The following is a 17,522-nucleotide window of genomic DNA, read 5'->3' on the forward strand; positions in this document are numbered from 1 at the left end:
ATAAATAGCCATTATATTCATCGCTTTGTTTCAAAAATGATCGTACGTAATATTCAATTTTAGGGCACTGGCAGAGTATAAAGAAAGGTTTTACATGGGATTCCTTGTAACCAATGGTGCTGTGATGACATGCAGCTTCGGCGTTGCGCCTTCTTCCCTGATTGTGCTGCCCGTAAATATGGTTTTTGCCACGACCCCGGCCGCAACCATCATGGATTTTATACCGATTGTGAATATCCCTCCCTTTGGCATGTGTACCACGCCGAGCAACCCTGCGGTGGCAGCAGCAACGGCAGCCGCTCTGGGTGTGCTGACACCCATGCCCTGTGTCCCGGTGACGGTGGCCCCATGGGTTCCCGGAAAACCCACGGTACTCATAGGCAATTTTCCGGCACTGACGGATTCCAGTAAGCTGATGTGCATGTGGGGTGGGGTGATTTCCATCAGTTTTGCCGGTCAGGTGACGGTGCAGCTTTAGTCTTTCCCATAAGGACAGCACGGATAACGGAAAAATCAATGAAAGGATAAGAGGATGATTATTGACCGTTTTAATCTCAAGTCCCAGGAGCTGATCGAAAAGGCCTGTCGTCTGGCTGTCAAGAAGGAGCATCAGTGTGTGACCCCATGGCATCTTCTTTCAAGCCTTCTGGAGGCCCCCCGAAGCCCTGTCCGTTCGGCTTTGTCCGATGCAGGAACAAGTATGGAGTCTCTGGAAGCAAGGATATCCGGTCATCTTCTTACCCTTCCCAAGGCCCTTGCAGGTGCCCAGCAGACGCCCATCAACCGGGATCTGGAAAGGCTTTTCATTCTGGCCGAAGAAACGGCAACTCAGCTTGGGGAATCTGCCATCGGTATTCATCACCTGCTGCTGGCCATGCTGGATGTGGGAGAGCCTGCGGCTGCACTGACCGAATCAGGAACAGATAAAGAAAAGCTGGGGACAACGCTGAAGGCCATGCGGTCATCTGCCTCTGAAAAGGGTGGAACAGGCCTTTCGCAGGAATTTGAATATCTGGCAAAATACACAAGGGATCTTACGGAAACGGCCCGCAGGGGAGAGCTGGATCCTGTAATTGGCAGGGATGAAGAAATCCATCTGACCGTACAGATCCTGAGCCGTCGTCTTAAGAATAATCCCATTATAATTGGTGAACCCGGTGTAGGCAAAACCGCCGTGGTGGAAGGACTGGCCCTTCGCATTGTAAAGGGGGATGTACCAGACAGTCTCAAGGATATTTCCATTCTGGCTTTGGATCTGGGACAGCTCATTGCAGGGGCAAAATACAGGGGGGAGTTTGAAGAACGCTTCAAGCGGGTGCTGGAGGAAATAGAGTCCGCAGGAAATGTGATCACCTTCATTGATGAGATTCATATGCTGGTGGGTGCAGGGGCTTCGGGAGGTGCAATGGATGCGGCCAACCTCATCAAGCCAGCCCTTTCCAGGGGTAAGATACGCTGCATCGGTGCCACAACGCTGGAAGAATACCGCAAGCATATTGAAAAGGATGCCGCACTAATGCGCCGGTTCCAGACCGTTACCGTGGATGAACCTTCCATGGAGCAGAGTCTGGCCATTTTAAGGGGGATCAAGGAAAAGTATGAGACCCACCATGGCGTTCATATTACGGATGCGGCCCTGCAGTCGGCCGTGAAGCTTGCCAAGCGCTACATCACAGACCGTTTTCTTCCGGACAAGGCCATCGACCTTGTGGATCAGTCAGCGGCCAGTCTGCGCATCGCCCTTGCTTCGAGACCCGAAGACATTGAACGTATGGCAAGGGAGATTGTGGCCCTTGAGATAGAAGTAAGGGCGTTGGAGGGGGAGACGGACAAGGCCAGTGTGGAGCGACTTGGAATTGTTGGGGCTGAGCTTGTGGCCCTTAAGGAAGCAAGTGAAAAAAGGGTATCCGCATGGGAAGATGAGAAAAATGCTCTGATAGCTGTTCAGGAAGCTGGAAGAAGCCTTGAATCCGCTAAAAAAGAGCTTGAACAGAGGATTCGTGAGGAAGATTTTGCAAGGGTAGCCGAGCTTCAGTACAAGGTGATTCCCGAAGCTGAAAAGGTACTGGAACAGTATCAGGATCTTGATGGGGGCAGTGATGCCGGAGAAGCCGGCCCCAGAGATTTGATGCCTGAGGATGTGGCTGTCTGTGTCTCCCGCTGGACCGGAGTTCCTGTGTCAAAGATGATGGAAGGGGAAAAGGATCGCTGGCTTAAGCTGGAGTCTCACCTGCGCAGACGGGTTGCAGGGCAGGATGAAGCCCTTGGTACCGTTGCCAGAGCCGTACGCCGTTCCAGGGCAGGGGTACAGGATCCCAACCGGCCTGTGGCTTCATTTCTGATGCTCGGGCCTACGGGGGTGGGTAAAACGGAGCTTGCCAAGGCCCTTGCAGAGTTTCTCTTTGATGATGAAAAGTCTTTGATACGGATTGATATGAGCGAGTTCATGGAAAAGCACTCTGTGGCCCGCCTTACGGGAGCGCCTCCCGGTTATGTGGGATATGATGAGGGCGGGGTGCTGACCAACAAGGTAAAAAGAAAACCCTACAGCGTTGTTCTTTTTGACGAGGTAGAAAAGGCCCATCCCGATGTATATAATATTTTTCTTCAGGTTTTTGATGACGGAAGGCTCACCGACGGGCAGGGCCGCACAACCCACTTCTATGACACCGTTCTTCTCATGACCTCAAACCTTGGAGCGGACCGCATAGAGGCCGCAGAGACGGAAGAAGACGTTTTAAAGATGAAGCAGGCCATCATGGAGGTGGTACAGGGCTTTTTCAGGCCGGAATTTCTCAATCGCCTCGATGATATTATCATTTTCCGTCCCCTTACGCCTGAGGTCATGAACCCCATCGTGGATATTCAGCTAATGCGTCTTTCCAAACTTCTTGAGGATAAAAAGATACACCTGGAGGTGGATGCAGAGGCTAGGGAATTTCTGGCCGCAGAGGGGTACAACCCCCTTTACGGTGCAAGGCCCCTGAAGCGGGTCATACAGACAAGGCTTCAGGACCCCCTTGCTGAAATGCTCATTGAGGATGGGATGGAAGAGGGGGGGCAACTTCTTGTATCCGTCAGGGACAATACCTTAAATATAAGCAGGGCAGGGGAGGATGGCAGGCCTTTGTTCCCGGAGGGTGAACAGGAAGGATCTGAAATGGCTTCTGAAGCTGCACCTTTCCCTCCCTCTGAATCCCATGGTGAAGAAGATGATGAAGATGGTGAAGGGCATGGGAATAACCATTGATACAGATGTGTATCAGGCCTGACTTTTCATCAATATTAAGGATCTGTGGCCGTATATGAAATATTTGAACATGCTCAATTCATTTGTGAAGTCCTGGCTTCAGCAGACCCTGAACCTTCCCCCCAAGGTGATTGTCATTGGCATGGCCCTGGCAATTTCCCTGGTGGGGCTGCTGATCCTATGGATTCGTAAGAGAAAAAAGGCGAAAGAAGATTCTTCCGAAAAGTCTGGCCCCGATAAAAAACCTGCCATGCCAGCAAAAAGCCTTGTCCGGGTCTGGAAGGAGTTTCTGACCGGGATACCATGGAGAATAAGGCGGTATACCGGCAGGCTTCCCGTGTATGTGCTCATGGGGGAATCGGGGAGCGGCAAGACGGAGCTTATACGGAAATATACGGATTATGAGGCCCTGTCCCTGCAGTTTCAGGCGGGCCATACCACATCCCCCCTGTTTCAGATCTGTCTTTCTTCAAAGGCTGTGCTTATGGAAATGCCCTCGGGCATTCTGTTCCATAAGGAAGCTGACGGAAGAAGGGCGCTGGTCAAACTCTGGAAGGCCCTTCCGGGCAAAAGAATACCCCACGGGGTTGTCTGTATCCAGGGTTCCATGCTTGAAAAAGAAACCCCTGAAAACCTTAAGCGCCTTGCCCTTTATCTGCGGGGCAAGATCAACCTCATGGCTTCTCCGTCCGGAAAACCCGTTCCCCTGATCCTTTCTTTGACCCACATGGATACTGTAACAGGGTACAGCCAGTGGGTATCCTTTCTGGAATCTCAGGGCATGTCCCTGGAAGCTGTATGGAATGAAGGCTCAGGTTTTCCGGACATTCAAAGGGCGCTGGATATTTACGCTGCCATGCTTCCCCTTGCCCTCACAAGGGTTCCTTCCGGTGATTACCTTGCCATGGTTGACTTTCTTGAGAATGCAGGGAGATGGCTTGGTGTGCTTTCGGCTTTCACAAAGGTTCTTCTGGCTGAGGATCCTTTTTCCAGAACGCCTTACTTGATGCGCATGAGCTTTCACGGAGAAGGTCAGGGCCTTGAAAGCAGCGGGCCCTTCAGCATGACAGCCCATAAGGAATCCCTTGATTTCAGGCTGGGCAGATACCGGCACCCCCTGGCTGCCGGTGGTATTCTTGGGGTGGGGTTGCTGGGTATGACAGCCCTTTTTGCGGCTCAGTACAATGAACTTGAGAAGATGGACCGCCACCTTGATGTCATGGAGCTGATAAAGCCATCGTCCTATAAAGAGCTGCATGTTCACTTTCCCGTGGGCAGGGGCAGGAATCTTGCGTCAAGGATACTCCCTGACTTTTTCCCTGAGCAGGAAAAAATAATGGTGGAAAGACTGACAGGTCTTGTCCGTCAGCACTACCTTTATCCTGTCTTTTACAGTCTGCGGAACAGGCAGGATTCTCAGGAGAAAATGATCTATCTTCTGGGGCTTCTTTATGCTTCCCCCGACAACGGGCTGAGGACCATGATTCTTTCAAAGCCCGAAAACTGGGAGAGGGTGCTGGGTCTTCCAGGGCAGCTTGTGGCAGACTATGCCATGTACAACCGAAGCCTGCCCACCATTGATATGGATCTCAGTTTAAGCCGTGTCAGCAGCCCCGGAAGCTGGGAGCCCTCAGAAAACAGCCTTATGCTGCATTTTCTTCTCCGGCGGGTGGATGCTGTATGTGAAGAGCCTTTTATCACTCCTGATATCCTTGAAGATCTGCAGGAAGTGGCTGGACCCGTGCTGGAGCTGGTCACAAAGGTTTTTTCATATCCCATGCTGAATGAGATTGTGGAAAATCTGAAAAAAGTGACCCCCCTTGGCCCTGATATTGAATGGATGCAGCGCAGGGATGTGCTGCTTCGCCATGAGCAGCTTCAGGAACTTCTGAGGTCTATCCTTGTTTCCTCCCTGATAGTGCCGGATACCCGTGGGCTTGCCCTGGATGCTTTCATGGAGCTGATGCCTTCCATTCCGCAGCGGCCAGTGGCTTACCCCGAACCCCTTGTTCTGGTACTGGGGGACAGGAGCTTTCAGATAGATGTCCGTAAATGGCATGATCTTATTCTCCGCTCACAGATGACCACTATGATGCGGAAGTTTATGGCGGAAAACCATGAACGTCTGGGCCTTCTCTTTTTTCAGGGCACAGGGGAGTTCCCCGATATCTGGCTGAATCCTTCCAGTGACGGCACCCATTTTTTTGCGGGACAGGCCCGCATTGATGGCCGGTTTACCCGGCCTGCCTTTGAAAAGAGGGTGAAGCGTTCCGTGGAGGCCCTTGAAAATCAGTTGAAGGTTCTGCCCGTATCAGAGGGGGAAAAGGAGCGTTTCAGAGACTTTGTTCAGAGGCAGATTCTGCTTTATGCAGAAAGATATGCGGAGCAGTACACCATCTATTATCAGCGTTATCATCTGCGTGTGGATTCTCCTGCGGAATTTCGTTTTGTGCTGCAGCAGATTCCTTCCATGGGTTCTCCCTTCATGAATTTTCTTATGACCATGAAAGAGAATACAATGCTGGATGTGGGGGACAGCCCCATGCTGAGGCCAGTGGCAAGGCGGATGGATGATTTTGCTTTCATGGGAAGGGTTATGGGGGAACAGGATGGCCGTTATCCCCAATGGGAAACCTATAAAGGTCTCATTGCCCGCTTGCAGGAAGGACTCCGTGAGGTATCCTTTTATATTTCCCAGGAAGAAAGGGAGCAGGGGGCCGCTCTCAAGGAGAGGCTTTCTCCTCTGGGACGCATGGGCCTTGACATACTGGCCCGGTCACCGGATTCCCATATGGCCATGGCAAGGATGTGGCTGGGTACCGTGGGTGTTGCACCGGAATGGCAGCAGCCCTTCCTTGAACCCTTTCATGCACTGGAAAGGCTGGGCAAGGGAGAAATTGAAGAAAGGGTTGCTTCGCTGTGGTCTGATCTTTCAGAAAGGCATATGAAGCCACTTCAAAACAGCTTTCCCTTTCATCCTGCGTCGGCCCGTACCCTGCCCCTGGAAGCCCTGCAGGCATCCCTGCATCCGGACGGGAACTTTTGGAAGCAGTTCAGGGCTTATATGGGAACGGTGTGCACCTACGGAGGCGGGCAGTGGAGGGGGACCATGGGAAATCTCCGCCTTCCTGCTGACATGCTTGCCACCGTGAACGGGGCCGATCGCATCCGGCGTGTTCTCTGGGATGAAAAGGGAGAGCCCCGGCCTCTGCAGCTTACGGTCAGGCCCGCCATTCTGCCCTCCGTTCAGGGAGGTGCCGCCCTGCCCGTGAGTACCTATCTGCGTGCAGGCCGGGAAAGCGTGTTCGGTTTTAATCAGATGCCTGCATGGCAGCCTCTGGGCTTTGAATGGTGGCGTGAAGGTTCTTCTGCGGCAGGTATGGCCTTTGAAATGCGGACTTCGGGGAGAAGGGCTTACAGGGAAATTGCTGCGGAGCCTGAACTCTGGTCCTTTTACCGCCTCCTGCAGAGGGGGCGGCGTGTGGAGGGCGGTGCCGTGTCATGGTTTCTGGAAAGCCCATGGGGAGGGGCGGACTTTGATATGGTTTTTGCATTTCAGAGTGATCCCTGGGCCCTCATTGGTTTCAGTGACAGCTTGCAGCAATCAGGAGATGGGAGGCGTTTTCATGGCAGCCACTGACCGGTCCGGTTCTTTACTCATGGGAAATACTTCGGACAGGAGAGCTGTCGTACATAAGCCCCTCCTGTTTCTGCTGCCAGTCCTGCTGATTTTTTTATCTGCCACAGGCTGCGGCAAACCATGGCAGACAGCTCCCGGCCCCCAGATGCTCCTTAGAATACAGGCCATGCCCGATGCCAACAGGGGCCGGATTTTTTATATGCTTGTTCGGGAAACAACAGAGAAACAGTACCTTACGGAAAGCTACGCAGAAATAGCCGCCCTCGTGTTTTCAGAACCTGGGGATCCTTCCGTGCTGGGGGTTTTCTCTCTGGTTCCGGGGAAAAAAGCGGAGTTTCGTGTGGCCATGCCGGAGCAGAATCCCGTGGCCTTTTACTTCCTTTTCACCGAACCCTCGGAAGACTGGAACCATATGATGCCTTTGCCCCTGAAACCGTCCTACGAAATTCTGATTCAGGAGCGTTCCGTGACCATTGATGACAGGTCTCCGGGAGATCTGTTCGGCACCTCATTTTTTGGGGGGTAAAGCGGTTTTCTGGAATGGGGATGCTCTTTCTGCCCTCACCCCCGCCCCCTCTCCCAGAAGGAGAAGCGAGAAAAACAGCCATCCTCACCCCAGCCCTTTGGCAAGGGGAGAGGCCTGGTTGATGAAAAGTGGTACGCCAGCCAGTATGTCAACGGCAGGCTCCAGCCCAGGGCCAGAATACGCCAGGTTTCAACAAGTCGGTACCTCAAAGCCCTTTGTACCCGTCTCAAAAATTATTCTTCCACCCAGCAGTTGGTTTGAGCAAGGGCTGTTCTGTGGTGGGCTTTTGAACCCATAAAGGTTTGATTATATGGCTGTAGGCCTTGGGTTTTCGCCAACCTTATTGGCATGCGACAACTGTGGTGGCATCACCGGTAGGTGATCATTCGGTATGTAGAAAAGGCGTTTGTCCATGGGGCCTGCCTTTTCTGCCTGATGGCCGTCCGATATGATCATGGCATGGTAACTATTCCCCATGGATTTTATGATTTTGGCAGCCCTTTAAAATCTTTATAAAAAGTCAATGGTCAAGGTGCTTTTACAGCTTCCCTCCCCCCGGCACTCAGGCCAAGCAATGACTGCACATGACACAGACCCGGTTTGTGGCCTGTGTGTAGGGCAAAGCCCTTGCCCCTCCCAGAGGGCGAGGGGGAAATGGCTGAATTACATGGCACGTTTTATGTATAAGGCTTTGTCATATTCAGGAAAAGACCTTGGGAAGGGTCTTTTCAGCACAGAGGGACAGGTCTGTTCCGGATGGATTTCAACCAGGGAAAATAAAGGAGGCGTATCATGGCTGAGTCTTCATTCAACTGCAGTGTGTATCAGGGGTTCAATTTTCAGAAAGACGGTCAGGAACTTGTGGGGCATCTGGTATCCCTTTCTATAGGGGGTGAAGCTTTGACAGCGGATATGGATGTGACGGATCCCACATCGGCCAATATGTCCGAATATGTCAAGGTTGTTGGGGTTATTTCCCAGATTTACTGGAATGGCGGCTATGCGGATCCCATCCAGCTTGCCTTTCAGGTGAGTACGGCGGTGAAAAACAAGGTTGCTGTTTTTCAGCACAGTGAACTTTCCAATACGGAAGTGAATATGCAGTTTAATATTTATGATTATGATCCCGATGCCAAGATGTATTATCTCTGCTTCCATTCCAATGAGACGGATCTTAATGGTCTTATCATGAAGTCCGGGGGAGAACTCGCATTTCACATAGACATGAACCAGTCCATGGAGGTGGTAAGCCCCAAGAACTATACCATGAGCCTTGGTGTCATGCCTGAGCCCAAGAGTCAGGACATTCACCTTGCCGTATCCAATACGGATAAGTTTGTTAAAAAATGGGGCGTTACCGTGGGTTGATTCAGGCGGCTTATTATGTGCATGTTTTTTGCAATGGTTTTTTCAATCAAAGGTGCAGGCACAAAAGTTTTTTTGTGTCTGCGTCTGAATAAACAGGCAGGAATTTTTTAATTGAAATGAGTTTCTGATGGAAATGTAAGGGAGTAATGAGAATGTTTTTTAATAAAAAAAAGGTTCAGATTCCGTTGGAGTGGAAACAGCAGGAAAATAATTTTATCCGGATTATGAACAGTTGTACGGGGTTTGAAGGCAATCAAGGTGGAGCTAGCGGTGTAAAACGTCTTATTGTACGGGAAAAACGGAGTATCAGACCGGCTATGCCAGTCAGTCAGGGTCGAATTTCAGGGAAAGAGGTTGCGGATTCCAGTGGTGGCGTTGATATTGAGTATGATTTCTACCTTCGCACTTCAACTGTGGGGTACCGTGCCAATCTTGCGATTAATGAACTGTATCGACGGGTTGCTTCGGCGGTTTGTTCAAACAAAGCTTACCGAGACTTTGCCCGTGTATCTGATCAGGTTACTCAAGGTAATAAGCAGGTGGTGCATAGTCAGCCAGGAGTCGGTTGGAAGGTGGGGAAAAGCTCCGGTACAGCAACAGCACAACGGATGGCGGGTCTGCATCGTGGAGCGCCTGCTGCGCCTGCCCCCATTCCCCGCCTCCATGTCCCCAGATTTTTTTGCTGTATTGACATAGACATGGGGGAATCTTTCAGTAAAGTTTTTCAACAGGTTCAAAAAAAAGTAGGGGCAACTGGTTATTTCACCAGCGAGGAATATTTTATACGTGGAATGCAATATCAAGGCGATGTGTCTAATCCACCACAGCGATCCATAGCAGTCGTTGAGGGGGTGCGGTGCAAGGCTTTGACACCCTACTTAGAACATAATGAGCCCTTTCCACAGACATTTAATTTTAAGGGCCATGCATGTGCCCTTGGAGTACTCCACGCCATTGATATGGTTATTGGAAATTATGATCGCTTGCAGGCTAGAAATATTAGTAATTTTTTCGTTGATGGCTATGGTTCAATGATTGCTATTGACTGTGACTCACAGCTTCCTCAAAAGCGCTCCGAGCCTGATACTGATTGGGAGAAAGCCGTATTTCGCAAGAAAAGTGACAGTTTAGGCAGTGAAATATATGCATTTCCCTTTATTCACCCAGTACCTTCAATATTTCATCCCTACACAGTAAGTGCCCGAAGCGCCCTTGAAAATGACATTGATGAATTCATCAAGGGAGATAATGTCACATATGTTGAACAATTAAGAATCAACAGGGATTTTTTTTTAATGGCTGCCCTTATGACATTTAAGGAGATAAAGAAAATAGGGCCAGAGTTGGCGAATTTGTTTCCTGAAGAAGTTTCTTGCAGCAGGAGTACACTGCTTGCGAAGATTAAAGCTCTCAGGGGGGGGTGAGCCCAGTGCCGGGAGATGCAGCAGGGATGCCCTGCTGGCAAAAATCAATTCCCTCGGAATGGTGTGAAAAGTGGCGGGAAATTGTGTTATTCAGATTTTTGGGTAAAAACAGCCTGAGACCCCCGGTGATGCCTTGAGAAAGCACCATACTCTGCCACAGAAAGGAGGGCCGGGTCATGGATATGGAGAAGGCGCTGGATATCGGCGCACTGGAACGCAGCCTTTGTTTTGCCGGGGACAAGGAGCCCGGTCTGCCCCCATGGCTTGAGGCTTCATGGAAAGAGCCTGCATCTTTCTGGGAAGGCCTGTGGGAAAGGGCAAAACGTATCTCTGCCTTGCATCCGGCCTCTGTTCCCTTCCGCCATTATGACTTTTATCACGACACGGTTCACAGGTTTGAAGACAGTGGCAGACAAGCCATGAAAGAACCCGATGGCAAAGAGGGCTGGAAGGGCCTCTCCTTTGCGGCACTGGGCCAGAAGTCCCTCGGTCTTGCTTCCCTCTGGATGGATAGCGGGGCAGAAAAGGGGAAGGTGGTTGCTCTGGTCTTTGAAGAGGGAGAAACCCTCATGCTGACCCTTCTGGCAGCTTTCAGGCTGGGCATGGTCGTTTCCCCCATTCCGCCCCGTGGTCGCCGTCTCCTTGCGGAACGCCTTAAAAATCTTTCCCCTGACTTTGTCGTGGCAGACGACATGCATGCTTCCCTCCGAATTTTTTCCGGTTTCAAGCGCCTTGCCCATGAGGCCTTACAGGGCAAAGCTCCGGGATCTGATATTCCCTTTTCATCCTCCGGTTACGCTCCCCAGGAAACCGCAGCCCTGCTCTTTGATCCCACTTCCCCTGAACCCTGCACACCCCGGCCGGTGACGGCGCAAACCCTTTATCTGGGTTCCCTGAGGGACGGTATGCTTGCCATGGGCCTGAAGCCCGGCGATGCCTATGCTGCACCGGGTTTTAATCCTATGGAAATGCAGCCTTCCCTCATGCTTTCAGGGCTCCTTGCGGGAGCCTGCCTTGTTTGTCCCGGTACGGAGGATATGGCAAAAAAGGTCCTGCAACTGGCTTCTGTCAAGCTGAGAATGCTTGGGGTCAGCAGGGCTTTCAGGGAGAGTCTTGATGGTGTTTCTGTGGATTTGGGCAAAAACTGTTCCAAATGGTTCCGGCATCCGGGGGAAGGCCCTCCTTCCCAAGGCTGGAATGATTTTATGAAGGAAAAGGGCCTTGAAAAGGCCTTTGCCTTCAATTTTGTATGGAATGCTTCTCTGGGAGGGGCCTGCCTGTTTTCCGCAGGGGTGACGGGCAGGGTTCATGGCAATGTTTTGCCTGCGGCCGGGGTTCGCTGGCGCATGGGCGATATGGCGGATCCTTCACTGGAAGCTGCCGGATTCCATGGCATCTTTATGCCTTCTTCTGAAACAGGGGATTGCGGAGAGGATGCGGTATGGATGAATTCTTCTGCCATGCTCAGCCCCCATGGCAGGCAATGGCTTTTTTCTCCCCTCCCCCATACCTCTGCCAAAGGGCTTTATTATCCCCGCAAAGAAGCCCTGGATGCCTTAGGTGATGTTTTACCCCCCCTTTCCTTTGCTTCTCTGGTTTTTTTAAGGCCCCAGGGCTTTCGGGAAGATATTGTCTGCAGACTGCTGGTGTTTTTACCCCTCAAACCAGAGGGTGAAGCAGAAAAAAAGCAGGGCCATGCCGCTCTTTTGTCAGAAATCCGGACCTGTCTCGCAAGGGAGCTGGGTGAGGCCTTTGTGCCGGATCAGGTCATTTTCTTCCCGCTTTTCCCTTTGCTGAACGAAGAAGGCAGGGTTGATGAACAGTGGTGCGCCAGCCAGTATCTCACCGGCAGGCTCCAGCGCAAGGCCAGATACGCCGTATTTCAAAAAACCGGAGCCCTTAAAGCCCTTTGTACCCGTCTCAAAACCATTTCATCCACTCAGAAGCAGTCTGCGCCCTGTCATGATGTTTTGCCATAGCGTATTTCTTGTCGGATTCAAACGTATTTCGACCATTGATGAATGATTCGTTGGCTTGTAATTATTTGAAATTAAAAGACTATATTTGTTTTGTTTCGAGTCGTTTATGGCTGAAAATGAAAGGATGTATCCATGGCGAAAGCACAGGAACTTAAGGTCAAAGCAGATTACAGAGGCCCTTCTTCCAGGAGAAAGTTTTCTCCGACATCCATCCAGATTGCCTGGCAGGGGCCTGAGCTTCGCTATAAAGATGGTTTTTTCTGGAAGAAGATAGCATTTAAGGATGTTAAGGGATGGGAGGTGGTTGCGGAGCCAGGTACAAAGTGTGATCAGAACGGCATGATTATTGTACTTCATATTATAAAACTCCATATCGGGGGATCTGTGCTGGAATTTGCCATTTCCCCAGATGAGTTTGAATTCTGTGTGTACTGGATTATCCGGAGCCTGATTAAACATTCGAATCTTTTACTGGCAGAGGAACAAATCAAGCATAGTCCATTGCTTGGCAGGCATAGGGATAAAGTCATGCTTCGACAGAATCTCAGCGTTTTTGAAAAGTCGCACAGATATTTCATGGATGCGCTCAATAGTTTTGAGATGACTCCTGAAGAAAAACAACGCTTTTTAAAACATTCTGGCAAGGGAGAGGGAGGCACATCTTTTGGTAAAACCATAAGCAGCCTTAGCGGTGGTGGAAGCGGAGCAAATATTTCTGTTGTTATGAAAATGCTTGAGCCCTTGGAAATAGGCGGTGTCTGGGGTGAGAAGCCTGTGGTTGCTAAAACGCTGAATTTATCTGATTGGTCAGCTCCTTTTAACAAGAACACTGATAAACTACTCATAAAGGATTTGATAAGGGAAGCCAGTGTGCTGGCTTTGCTTGGGAAGCACCCCAATATTGTAGGGCTTGTTGATGCGGCAATTTATGAAGATCCGATTTCCCATGAAGGTCGGCTCTGTCTCTATATGGAAAAGGGACTTTTTGACATCGAGCATCTTGAGAAGGGTGCACTTACGCTGGATAAAATGATGCGGTATACCCAGGGAATCCTTGAGGGTATTTCCTATATGCACAAATTCCGTATTTTCCATATGGATATGAAACCTGCAAATGTAATTATATCAGAAGATGATGTTGCTAAAATTATAGATTTCGGGCTTGCACGGGGCGCTGTGCTGCAGAACAAGTCTGATCGATTTCAATCCAAAGGCTGGTATGGCGAGGGGACATCAGGCTATATCTGCCCCGAATCCTGGGACTGGGATTCCAATCCCAGAGATAAGAAAACCGGAGAGGGTGATCTGGTCAGAAAAGACAGCTATGCGGTGGGCATGACGATTATCAACGGTTTGATTGCTCCGTTTATGGGGTGGGATAAGGTGAATGGCGAAATGTTTGAAGAAAAAAATGATGTGCTTCGCCGCATAGAATCCTTGCAGGATAAATTCTCCCGTGAAAATAAGATTCTCGTGAGCAAGGGGATTGGTGCTCTGGCTGAAATTGCTCTCGGTCTTATTGCCAAGAAGCCCGAAGATCGGTGGACAGTGACGGGGGCCTTGGAGGTGCTGGATACTCTTCAGAATAAGGAGCGCCTGGAGCTTCATCGGGTGCGCATGTCAAGTAGCAGTAAGGAGCCCTGCTGCCGCCAGGGGCGGAGTTAAGGAGGGTAACATGGGAACAGGATTTAAGGATTACTCGAATTATCAACTGATTAAAAGTCTTGGGGTGAGCGCCCATCCAGTACAGGTTATTCAGAGAACCAGCCAAAAAAATCCACAGAAAAAAGATGTGTGGTTTTTAAAGGAGCTGGAGAGTGTCCAGGAAGCCCAGATTGAGTGCATGACAGGAGAGATTTACCGTTATCTGCTTGGTCCTTATCAGCCTAAGATAAGGGTGAGAAAGGATCCGGGTGCCAGTACAGTCGTTTCTTCCTCTGTTAAATTTCTGTCCTTCCGTGAGCTTTTGGAAAAGGAGGGAAATAAAAACAACAACCTTATTTATGACAAATATAAAAAAGCTTTCCAGGAAAATCTGGATAGCTTCATGATGGTGATGATCTCTTCCATCTTTTTTGAAGAAAATGATCTATCGGATAACAACTACGGGCTGGTGGTGCTTTCGGGAGAGGGAAATGCCAGAGAATTTGGCGGTTTTGTTAAAATTGACCATGGCCAGTCCTTTAACAGCCTGAGAATCAGCGAGGCTTCGAGAAATGCTGGTGTTTTCGATGTGAAAAAAAAGATGCTGGGTCATGCCAATATCAAGTATTTTCCCCCTGTATCCCCAAGGCCCGCAAGGGACAGGCGGGTTAAAAGTGACCGCTGTACCATGGGCCTGATGTCCAACAGGAAATATCTCCTTTCCCATGCATTTTTGAACACAATTGTTACCGACTTTCTGGATGGGCGCATTACCAAGGATTATATCCAGAATCTCCAGTATCAGCCCAGTGCATGCCCCTTTTACGATTCACGTCTTCTGACTCTCTTAGATTATTCCAAAGATCCAGGCCCTTATCTTTTAATGGAATATTTTAAGTATCTTGCCATCGCACGGCTGATTTTTACCTCCCTTTCTGCTTTGTATCACATTGCAAAAAATGCCAGCGATATAGAAAAGGTTCCCAGAGTATGGGTGGATGTTCAGAAAAAACTGATTGAAAGCCGGGAGCATCTTGTCAGCGAGATGAAAAAGGATCCGGACTTTCTTCTTTTTTGTCATAGTCAGGAAAATCATATTAAAAATCTTATCAATAAGTCCTGGGGGGAAATGGTTCAGGGGTCTGAGCGTTACGCAGGTTTTGCAGGCAATGCCTTTGATGCGGGAACCATGAATGAATTTTCCGGTCCCGGAGGTGAATATGATAAGGATTCCTTTATTAAGCAGACGGAAGAATATCTGGGATCACTACAGAAGTTTATAGAAGATTACCCGTGGAGTACGGGATGGGGTGGCGGTAAAAGTGTGGTTCTTGGCGGAAGAAATAAAAAGGTGCCCGGCCATGTGGCACAGATGCTTGAGGTGCTGGATCTTTACAGAAAATGCGGTCTGGTCAGGCTGATCCGCAGTGCAGGGGATATGGTGGACATGGTAGAAAAGGTAAATGCCTCCACAAGTTCTACCCGTAAAAAAACAACCACTGAAGCCTATCAGGCTCTTCATACCTTTAATCAGGCCTATGCCATGAACCTGAAATTTGCGGGTCTGAGCAGGGCAGCCATTGTTCGCATTCATCCCGGACTGGGGGTTTTTCTGTAGATTGATGCCTGAAGAACCTGTTATTATTGTTTATTGTGGTCCTGATTTCTGGGCTTGCGTGACCAAAGGGATTTGTAACTTTTTACCATCCAGCAGCTTTTTTTGTTATTTCAACAAGGATCCGTGTCTTAAAAATAACAGGGCAGATGTGTGATGCAGGGAGGTGGATATCATGAGATAGTTTAGCGAAGAAGCAGCCGTTTATACCTGGGCGTATAAAGGCAAATCACATCCGGGACATGCAGCCATGGCTATTCGCTCCATGGACAGGAAGAATATTCAAAAGCCAGTCAGGGGGGATATCAGTTGGTGGCCAGACGGGGAGTACAATTACTTTCGTCTGGGACCAGCAGTTGCACATACATGTAGGCCGTCTAAAACCCATCAAAAAATGCAATTTATTTTCACCGGTTTTTAATATCCACCACCTGACTATCCGTCGAAGGCAGAGGATTTTTGATAGTTATTTTAGAGAGCATGCAGTGAGCGCTGTTTGATAAGCGGATAAAAACCGGGCAAAAATTTGAGACCATTTTAGACGGCCTAGATCATGACTTTGAATGGGCAACCATCCGCAATGATTTTGAATCTCTGCAAAGAGTCATTGTGGAAGATAATTCTTAAAGACTTGCACTTCGTACAAGAAGTCATGGCATATGTGGAAAAATATTCAAGGCTGATGGCGTAGCCATGCCACAAGAAATTGGCGAAGTATAAAAAAGAGCGTTTTGGGAAAACAGGATGGCAGGTGGTGCCAAAGGTTTGTTATTGCTTTTTATCGCACTTAATTCATTGGGTTGTTGGGGTTTGGCTGTAGATGATGAGATAAAAAAAGTAAAATGGTAATCTCTGATGGACTCGCAAAAAAACAAAATTTCATAACCGTTTAAATTTGTTGTCTTTATATGATTTTGCTATTGATTTAAAGAGCCGTTTTTGGTATGTATATCCTGTGATATTAATCTATTATAAGGATTTTGCATGATCTACGTCAAAGACCACAAACAGTACGACATGTTCAGCCCGTTTGAGCATCTTGGTCCAAAGAGGCTGGCTCTTCTGGAGTCATCATGGGCGCATCTGTTTCGTGAAGAAATCCTCCACAGACTTCCGGTCAAGAAACTGTTTCATCTCTTTGACGACGGGAAGGGTCGGCCTACCAAGGAACTCCATGCCATGCTCGGACTTGTTTTGTTACAGCAGATGGAGGATCTGACTGATGATCAGGCKATTCGGCAATATGCCCTTAATATCGAGTGGCACTATGCACTGAACATTACMGACCCTTCCGACTCCAGCTGCTATGTGGCTCACCGAACCCTTTGGGGCCTGAGGGATAAAATCGSGCAGCTTGGGCTTGAACAGGCACTTTTTGAAAATATCTCAGAGACACTGCAAAAWTTGTTCAGTCTGGATACATCAAAACAGCGCCTGGATTCGGTGCATATCTTTTCCAACATGGCCCACCTGGGACGGATCCGTTTATTTGTCAGAACTCACCGGAAGTTTCTCATCAATCTCAAACGACACCATCCTGATCTTTACCATTCCCTTGATGAGCTTGCCACCCGCTATGAAGCAAAAAATGATGGTCTGTTTGCTGTCAAGCCCAGCGATGCATCCCGCACCCTTGAGCAACTTGGCAACGACTGCTTTCTTCTGGTGGAACGGTTCAAAGATCATGAAGCCGTTGCTTCCATGGCCTCTTATAAGCTTTTGGTGCGGATGTTCRGCGAGCAATGTGTAGTCGAAAAGAATGATGACACCACGAAGGTGGTTATCAAACCCAGTAAAGAGGTATCGTCCCAGTCACTGCAAAACCCATCCGATCCGGATGCCACCTACTGCGGTCATAAGGGTAAAGGGTTCCAGGTACAGGTCATGGAGACCTACTCACCGAACAAAAGTCAGCCAGATCTGATTACCCACGTCAAAGTTGAAGCCGCCCATGAAAATGATGCCAATGCCCTGCTGCCAGCCATCGAGGATGTGGCGGAACGGAACTTGATTCCGACAGAGCTTTTGGCCGATTCTCTCTATGGCAGTGATGAAAACCTGGCAAAGGCTAAAGAG

10 protein-coding genes are annotated in these 17,522 nt (G+C 49.4%); all 10 read left to right on the forward strand.

The window, feature by feature from the left end; genetic code table 11:
• Positions 1 to 94 precede the first annotated feature (94 nt).
• On the forward strand, positions 95 to 478 hold the full coding sequence (locus FIM25_RS12815) for a DUF4280 domain-containing protein (RefSeq protein WP_139449967.1): 384 nt from the start codon (positions 95 to 97) through the stop codon (positions 476 to 478).
• 54 nt (positions 479 to 532) lie between these two features.
• Positions 533 to 3,250 carry an ATP-dependent Clp protease ATP-binding subunit gene (locus FIM25_RS12820; RefSeq protein WP_139449969.1) on the forward strand — a complete coding sequence of 906 codons (2,718 nt, stop codon included), beginning with the start codon at positions 533 to 535 and terminating at the stop codon, positions 3,248 to 3,250.
• A gap of 55 nt (positions 3,251 to 3,305) precedes the next feature.
• Positions 3,306 to 6,890 carry a type VI secretion system membrane subunit TssM gene (locus FIM25_RS12825; RefSeq protein ID WP_139449971.1) on the forward strand — a complete coding sequence of 1,195 codons (3,585 nt, stop codon included), beginning with the start codon at positions 3,306 to 3,308 and terminating at the stop codon, positions 6,888 to 6,890.
• Positions 6,877 to 7,416 (forward strand): hypothetical protein, encoded by a 540-nt coding sequence (locus tag FIM25_RS12830; protein WP_139449973.1) that lies wholly within the window; start codon positions 6,877 to 6,879, stop codon positions 7,414 to 7,416. Before FIM25_RS12825 ends, FIM25_RS12830 begins: the two co-directional genes overlap by 14 nt.
• Positions 7,417 to 8,208: 792 nt before the next feature.
• Positions 8,209 to 8,784 (forward strand): hypothetical protein, encoded by a 576-nt coding sequence (locus FIM25_RS12835; protein WP_139449975.1) that lies wholly within the window; start codon positions 8,209 to 8,211, stop codon positions 8,782 to 8,784.
• A 152-nt stretch (positions 8,785 to 8,936) separates the two neighbouring features.
• Complete coding sequence (locus FIM25_RS12840) at positions 8,937 to 10,208, forward strand: hypothetical protein (RefSeq protein WP_139449977.1); 1,272 nt, start codon at positions 8,937 to 8,939, stop codon at positions 10,206 to 10,208.
• 176 nt (positions 10,209 to 10,384) lie between these two features.
• The gene (locus FIM25_RS12845) at positions 10,385 to 12,187 is read left to right on the forward strand and encodes an acyl-CoA synthetase family protein (protein WP_139449979.1); all 1,803 of its coding nucleotides are present in this window, start codon (positions 10,385 to 10,387) and stop codon (positions 12,185 to 12,187) included.
• Between the two features lie 132 nt (positions 12,188 to 12,319).
• Positions 12,320 to 13,852 carry a protein kinase domain-containing protein gene (locus tag FIM25_RS12850; protein WP_139449981.1) on the forward strand — a complete coding sequence of 511 codons (1,533 nt, stop codon included), beginning with the start codon at positions 12,320 to 12,322 and terminating at the stop codon, positions 13,850 to 13,852.
• A 10-nt stretch (positions 13,853 to 13,862) separates the two neighbouring features.
• On the forward strand, positions 13,863 to 15,449 hold the full coding sequence (locus FIM25_RS12855) for a hypothetical protein (protein WP_139449983.1): 1,587 nt from the start codon (positions 13,863 to 13,865) through the stop codon (positions 15,447 to 15,449).
• Between the two features lie 981 nt (positions 15,450 to 16,430).
• Positions 16,431 to 17,522, forward strand: a 1,092-nt coding sequence (locus FIM25_RS12860) for a transposase (RefSeq protein ID WP_139449985.1), incomplete at its 3' end; no start/stop codon positions are given.

It is taken from the genome of Desulfobotulus mexicanus, from assembly GCF_006175995.1.
In the GTDB taxonomy this organism is placed as follows: Bacteria; Desulfobacterota; Desulfobacteria; order Desulfobacterales; family ASO4-4; genus Desulfobotulus; species Desulfobotulus mexicanus.

Excerpts from the sequence above, each read along its gene's own strand:
- FIM25_RS12815 (WP_139449967.1), top strand. The coding sequence starts at position 95 with ATGGGATTCCTTGTAACCAATGGTGCTGTGATGACATGCAGCTTCGGC.
- FIM25_RS12820 (WP_139449969.1), top strand. The coding sequence starts at position 533 with ATGATTATTGACCGTTTTAATCTCAAGTCCCAGGAGCTGATCGAAAAG.
- FIM25_RS12825 (WP_139449971.1), top strand. The coding sequence starts at position 3,306 with ATGAAATATTTGAACATGCTCAATTCATTTGTGAAGTCCTGGCTTCAG.
- FIM25_RS12830 (WP_139449973.1), top strand. The coding sequence starts at position 6,877 with ATGGCAGCCACTGACCGGTCCGGTTCTTTACTCATGGGAAATACTTCG.
- FIM25_RS12835 (WP_139449975.1), top strand. The coding sequence starts at position 8,209 with ATGGCTGAGTCTTCATTCAACTGCAGTGTGTATCAGGGGTTCAATTTT.
- FIM25_RS12840 (WP_139449977.1), top strand. The coding sequence starts at position 8,937 with ATGTTTTTTAATAAAAAAAAGGTTCAGATTCCGTTGGAGTGGAAACAG.
- FIM25_RS12845 (WP_139449979.1), top strand. The coding sequence starts at position 10,385 with ATGGATATGGAGAAGGCGCTGGATATCGGCGCACTGGAACGCAGCCTT.
- FIM25_RS12850 (WP_139449981.1), top strand. The coding sequence starts at position 12,320 with ATGGCGAAAGCACAGGAACTTAAGGTCAAAGCAGATTACAGAGGCCCT.
- FIM25_RS12855 (WP_139449983.1), top strand. The coding sequence starts at position 13,863 with ATGGGAACAGGATTTAAGGATTACTCGAATTATCAACTGATTAAAAGT.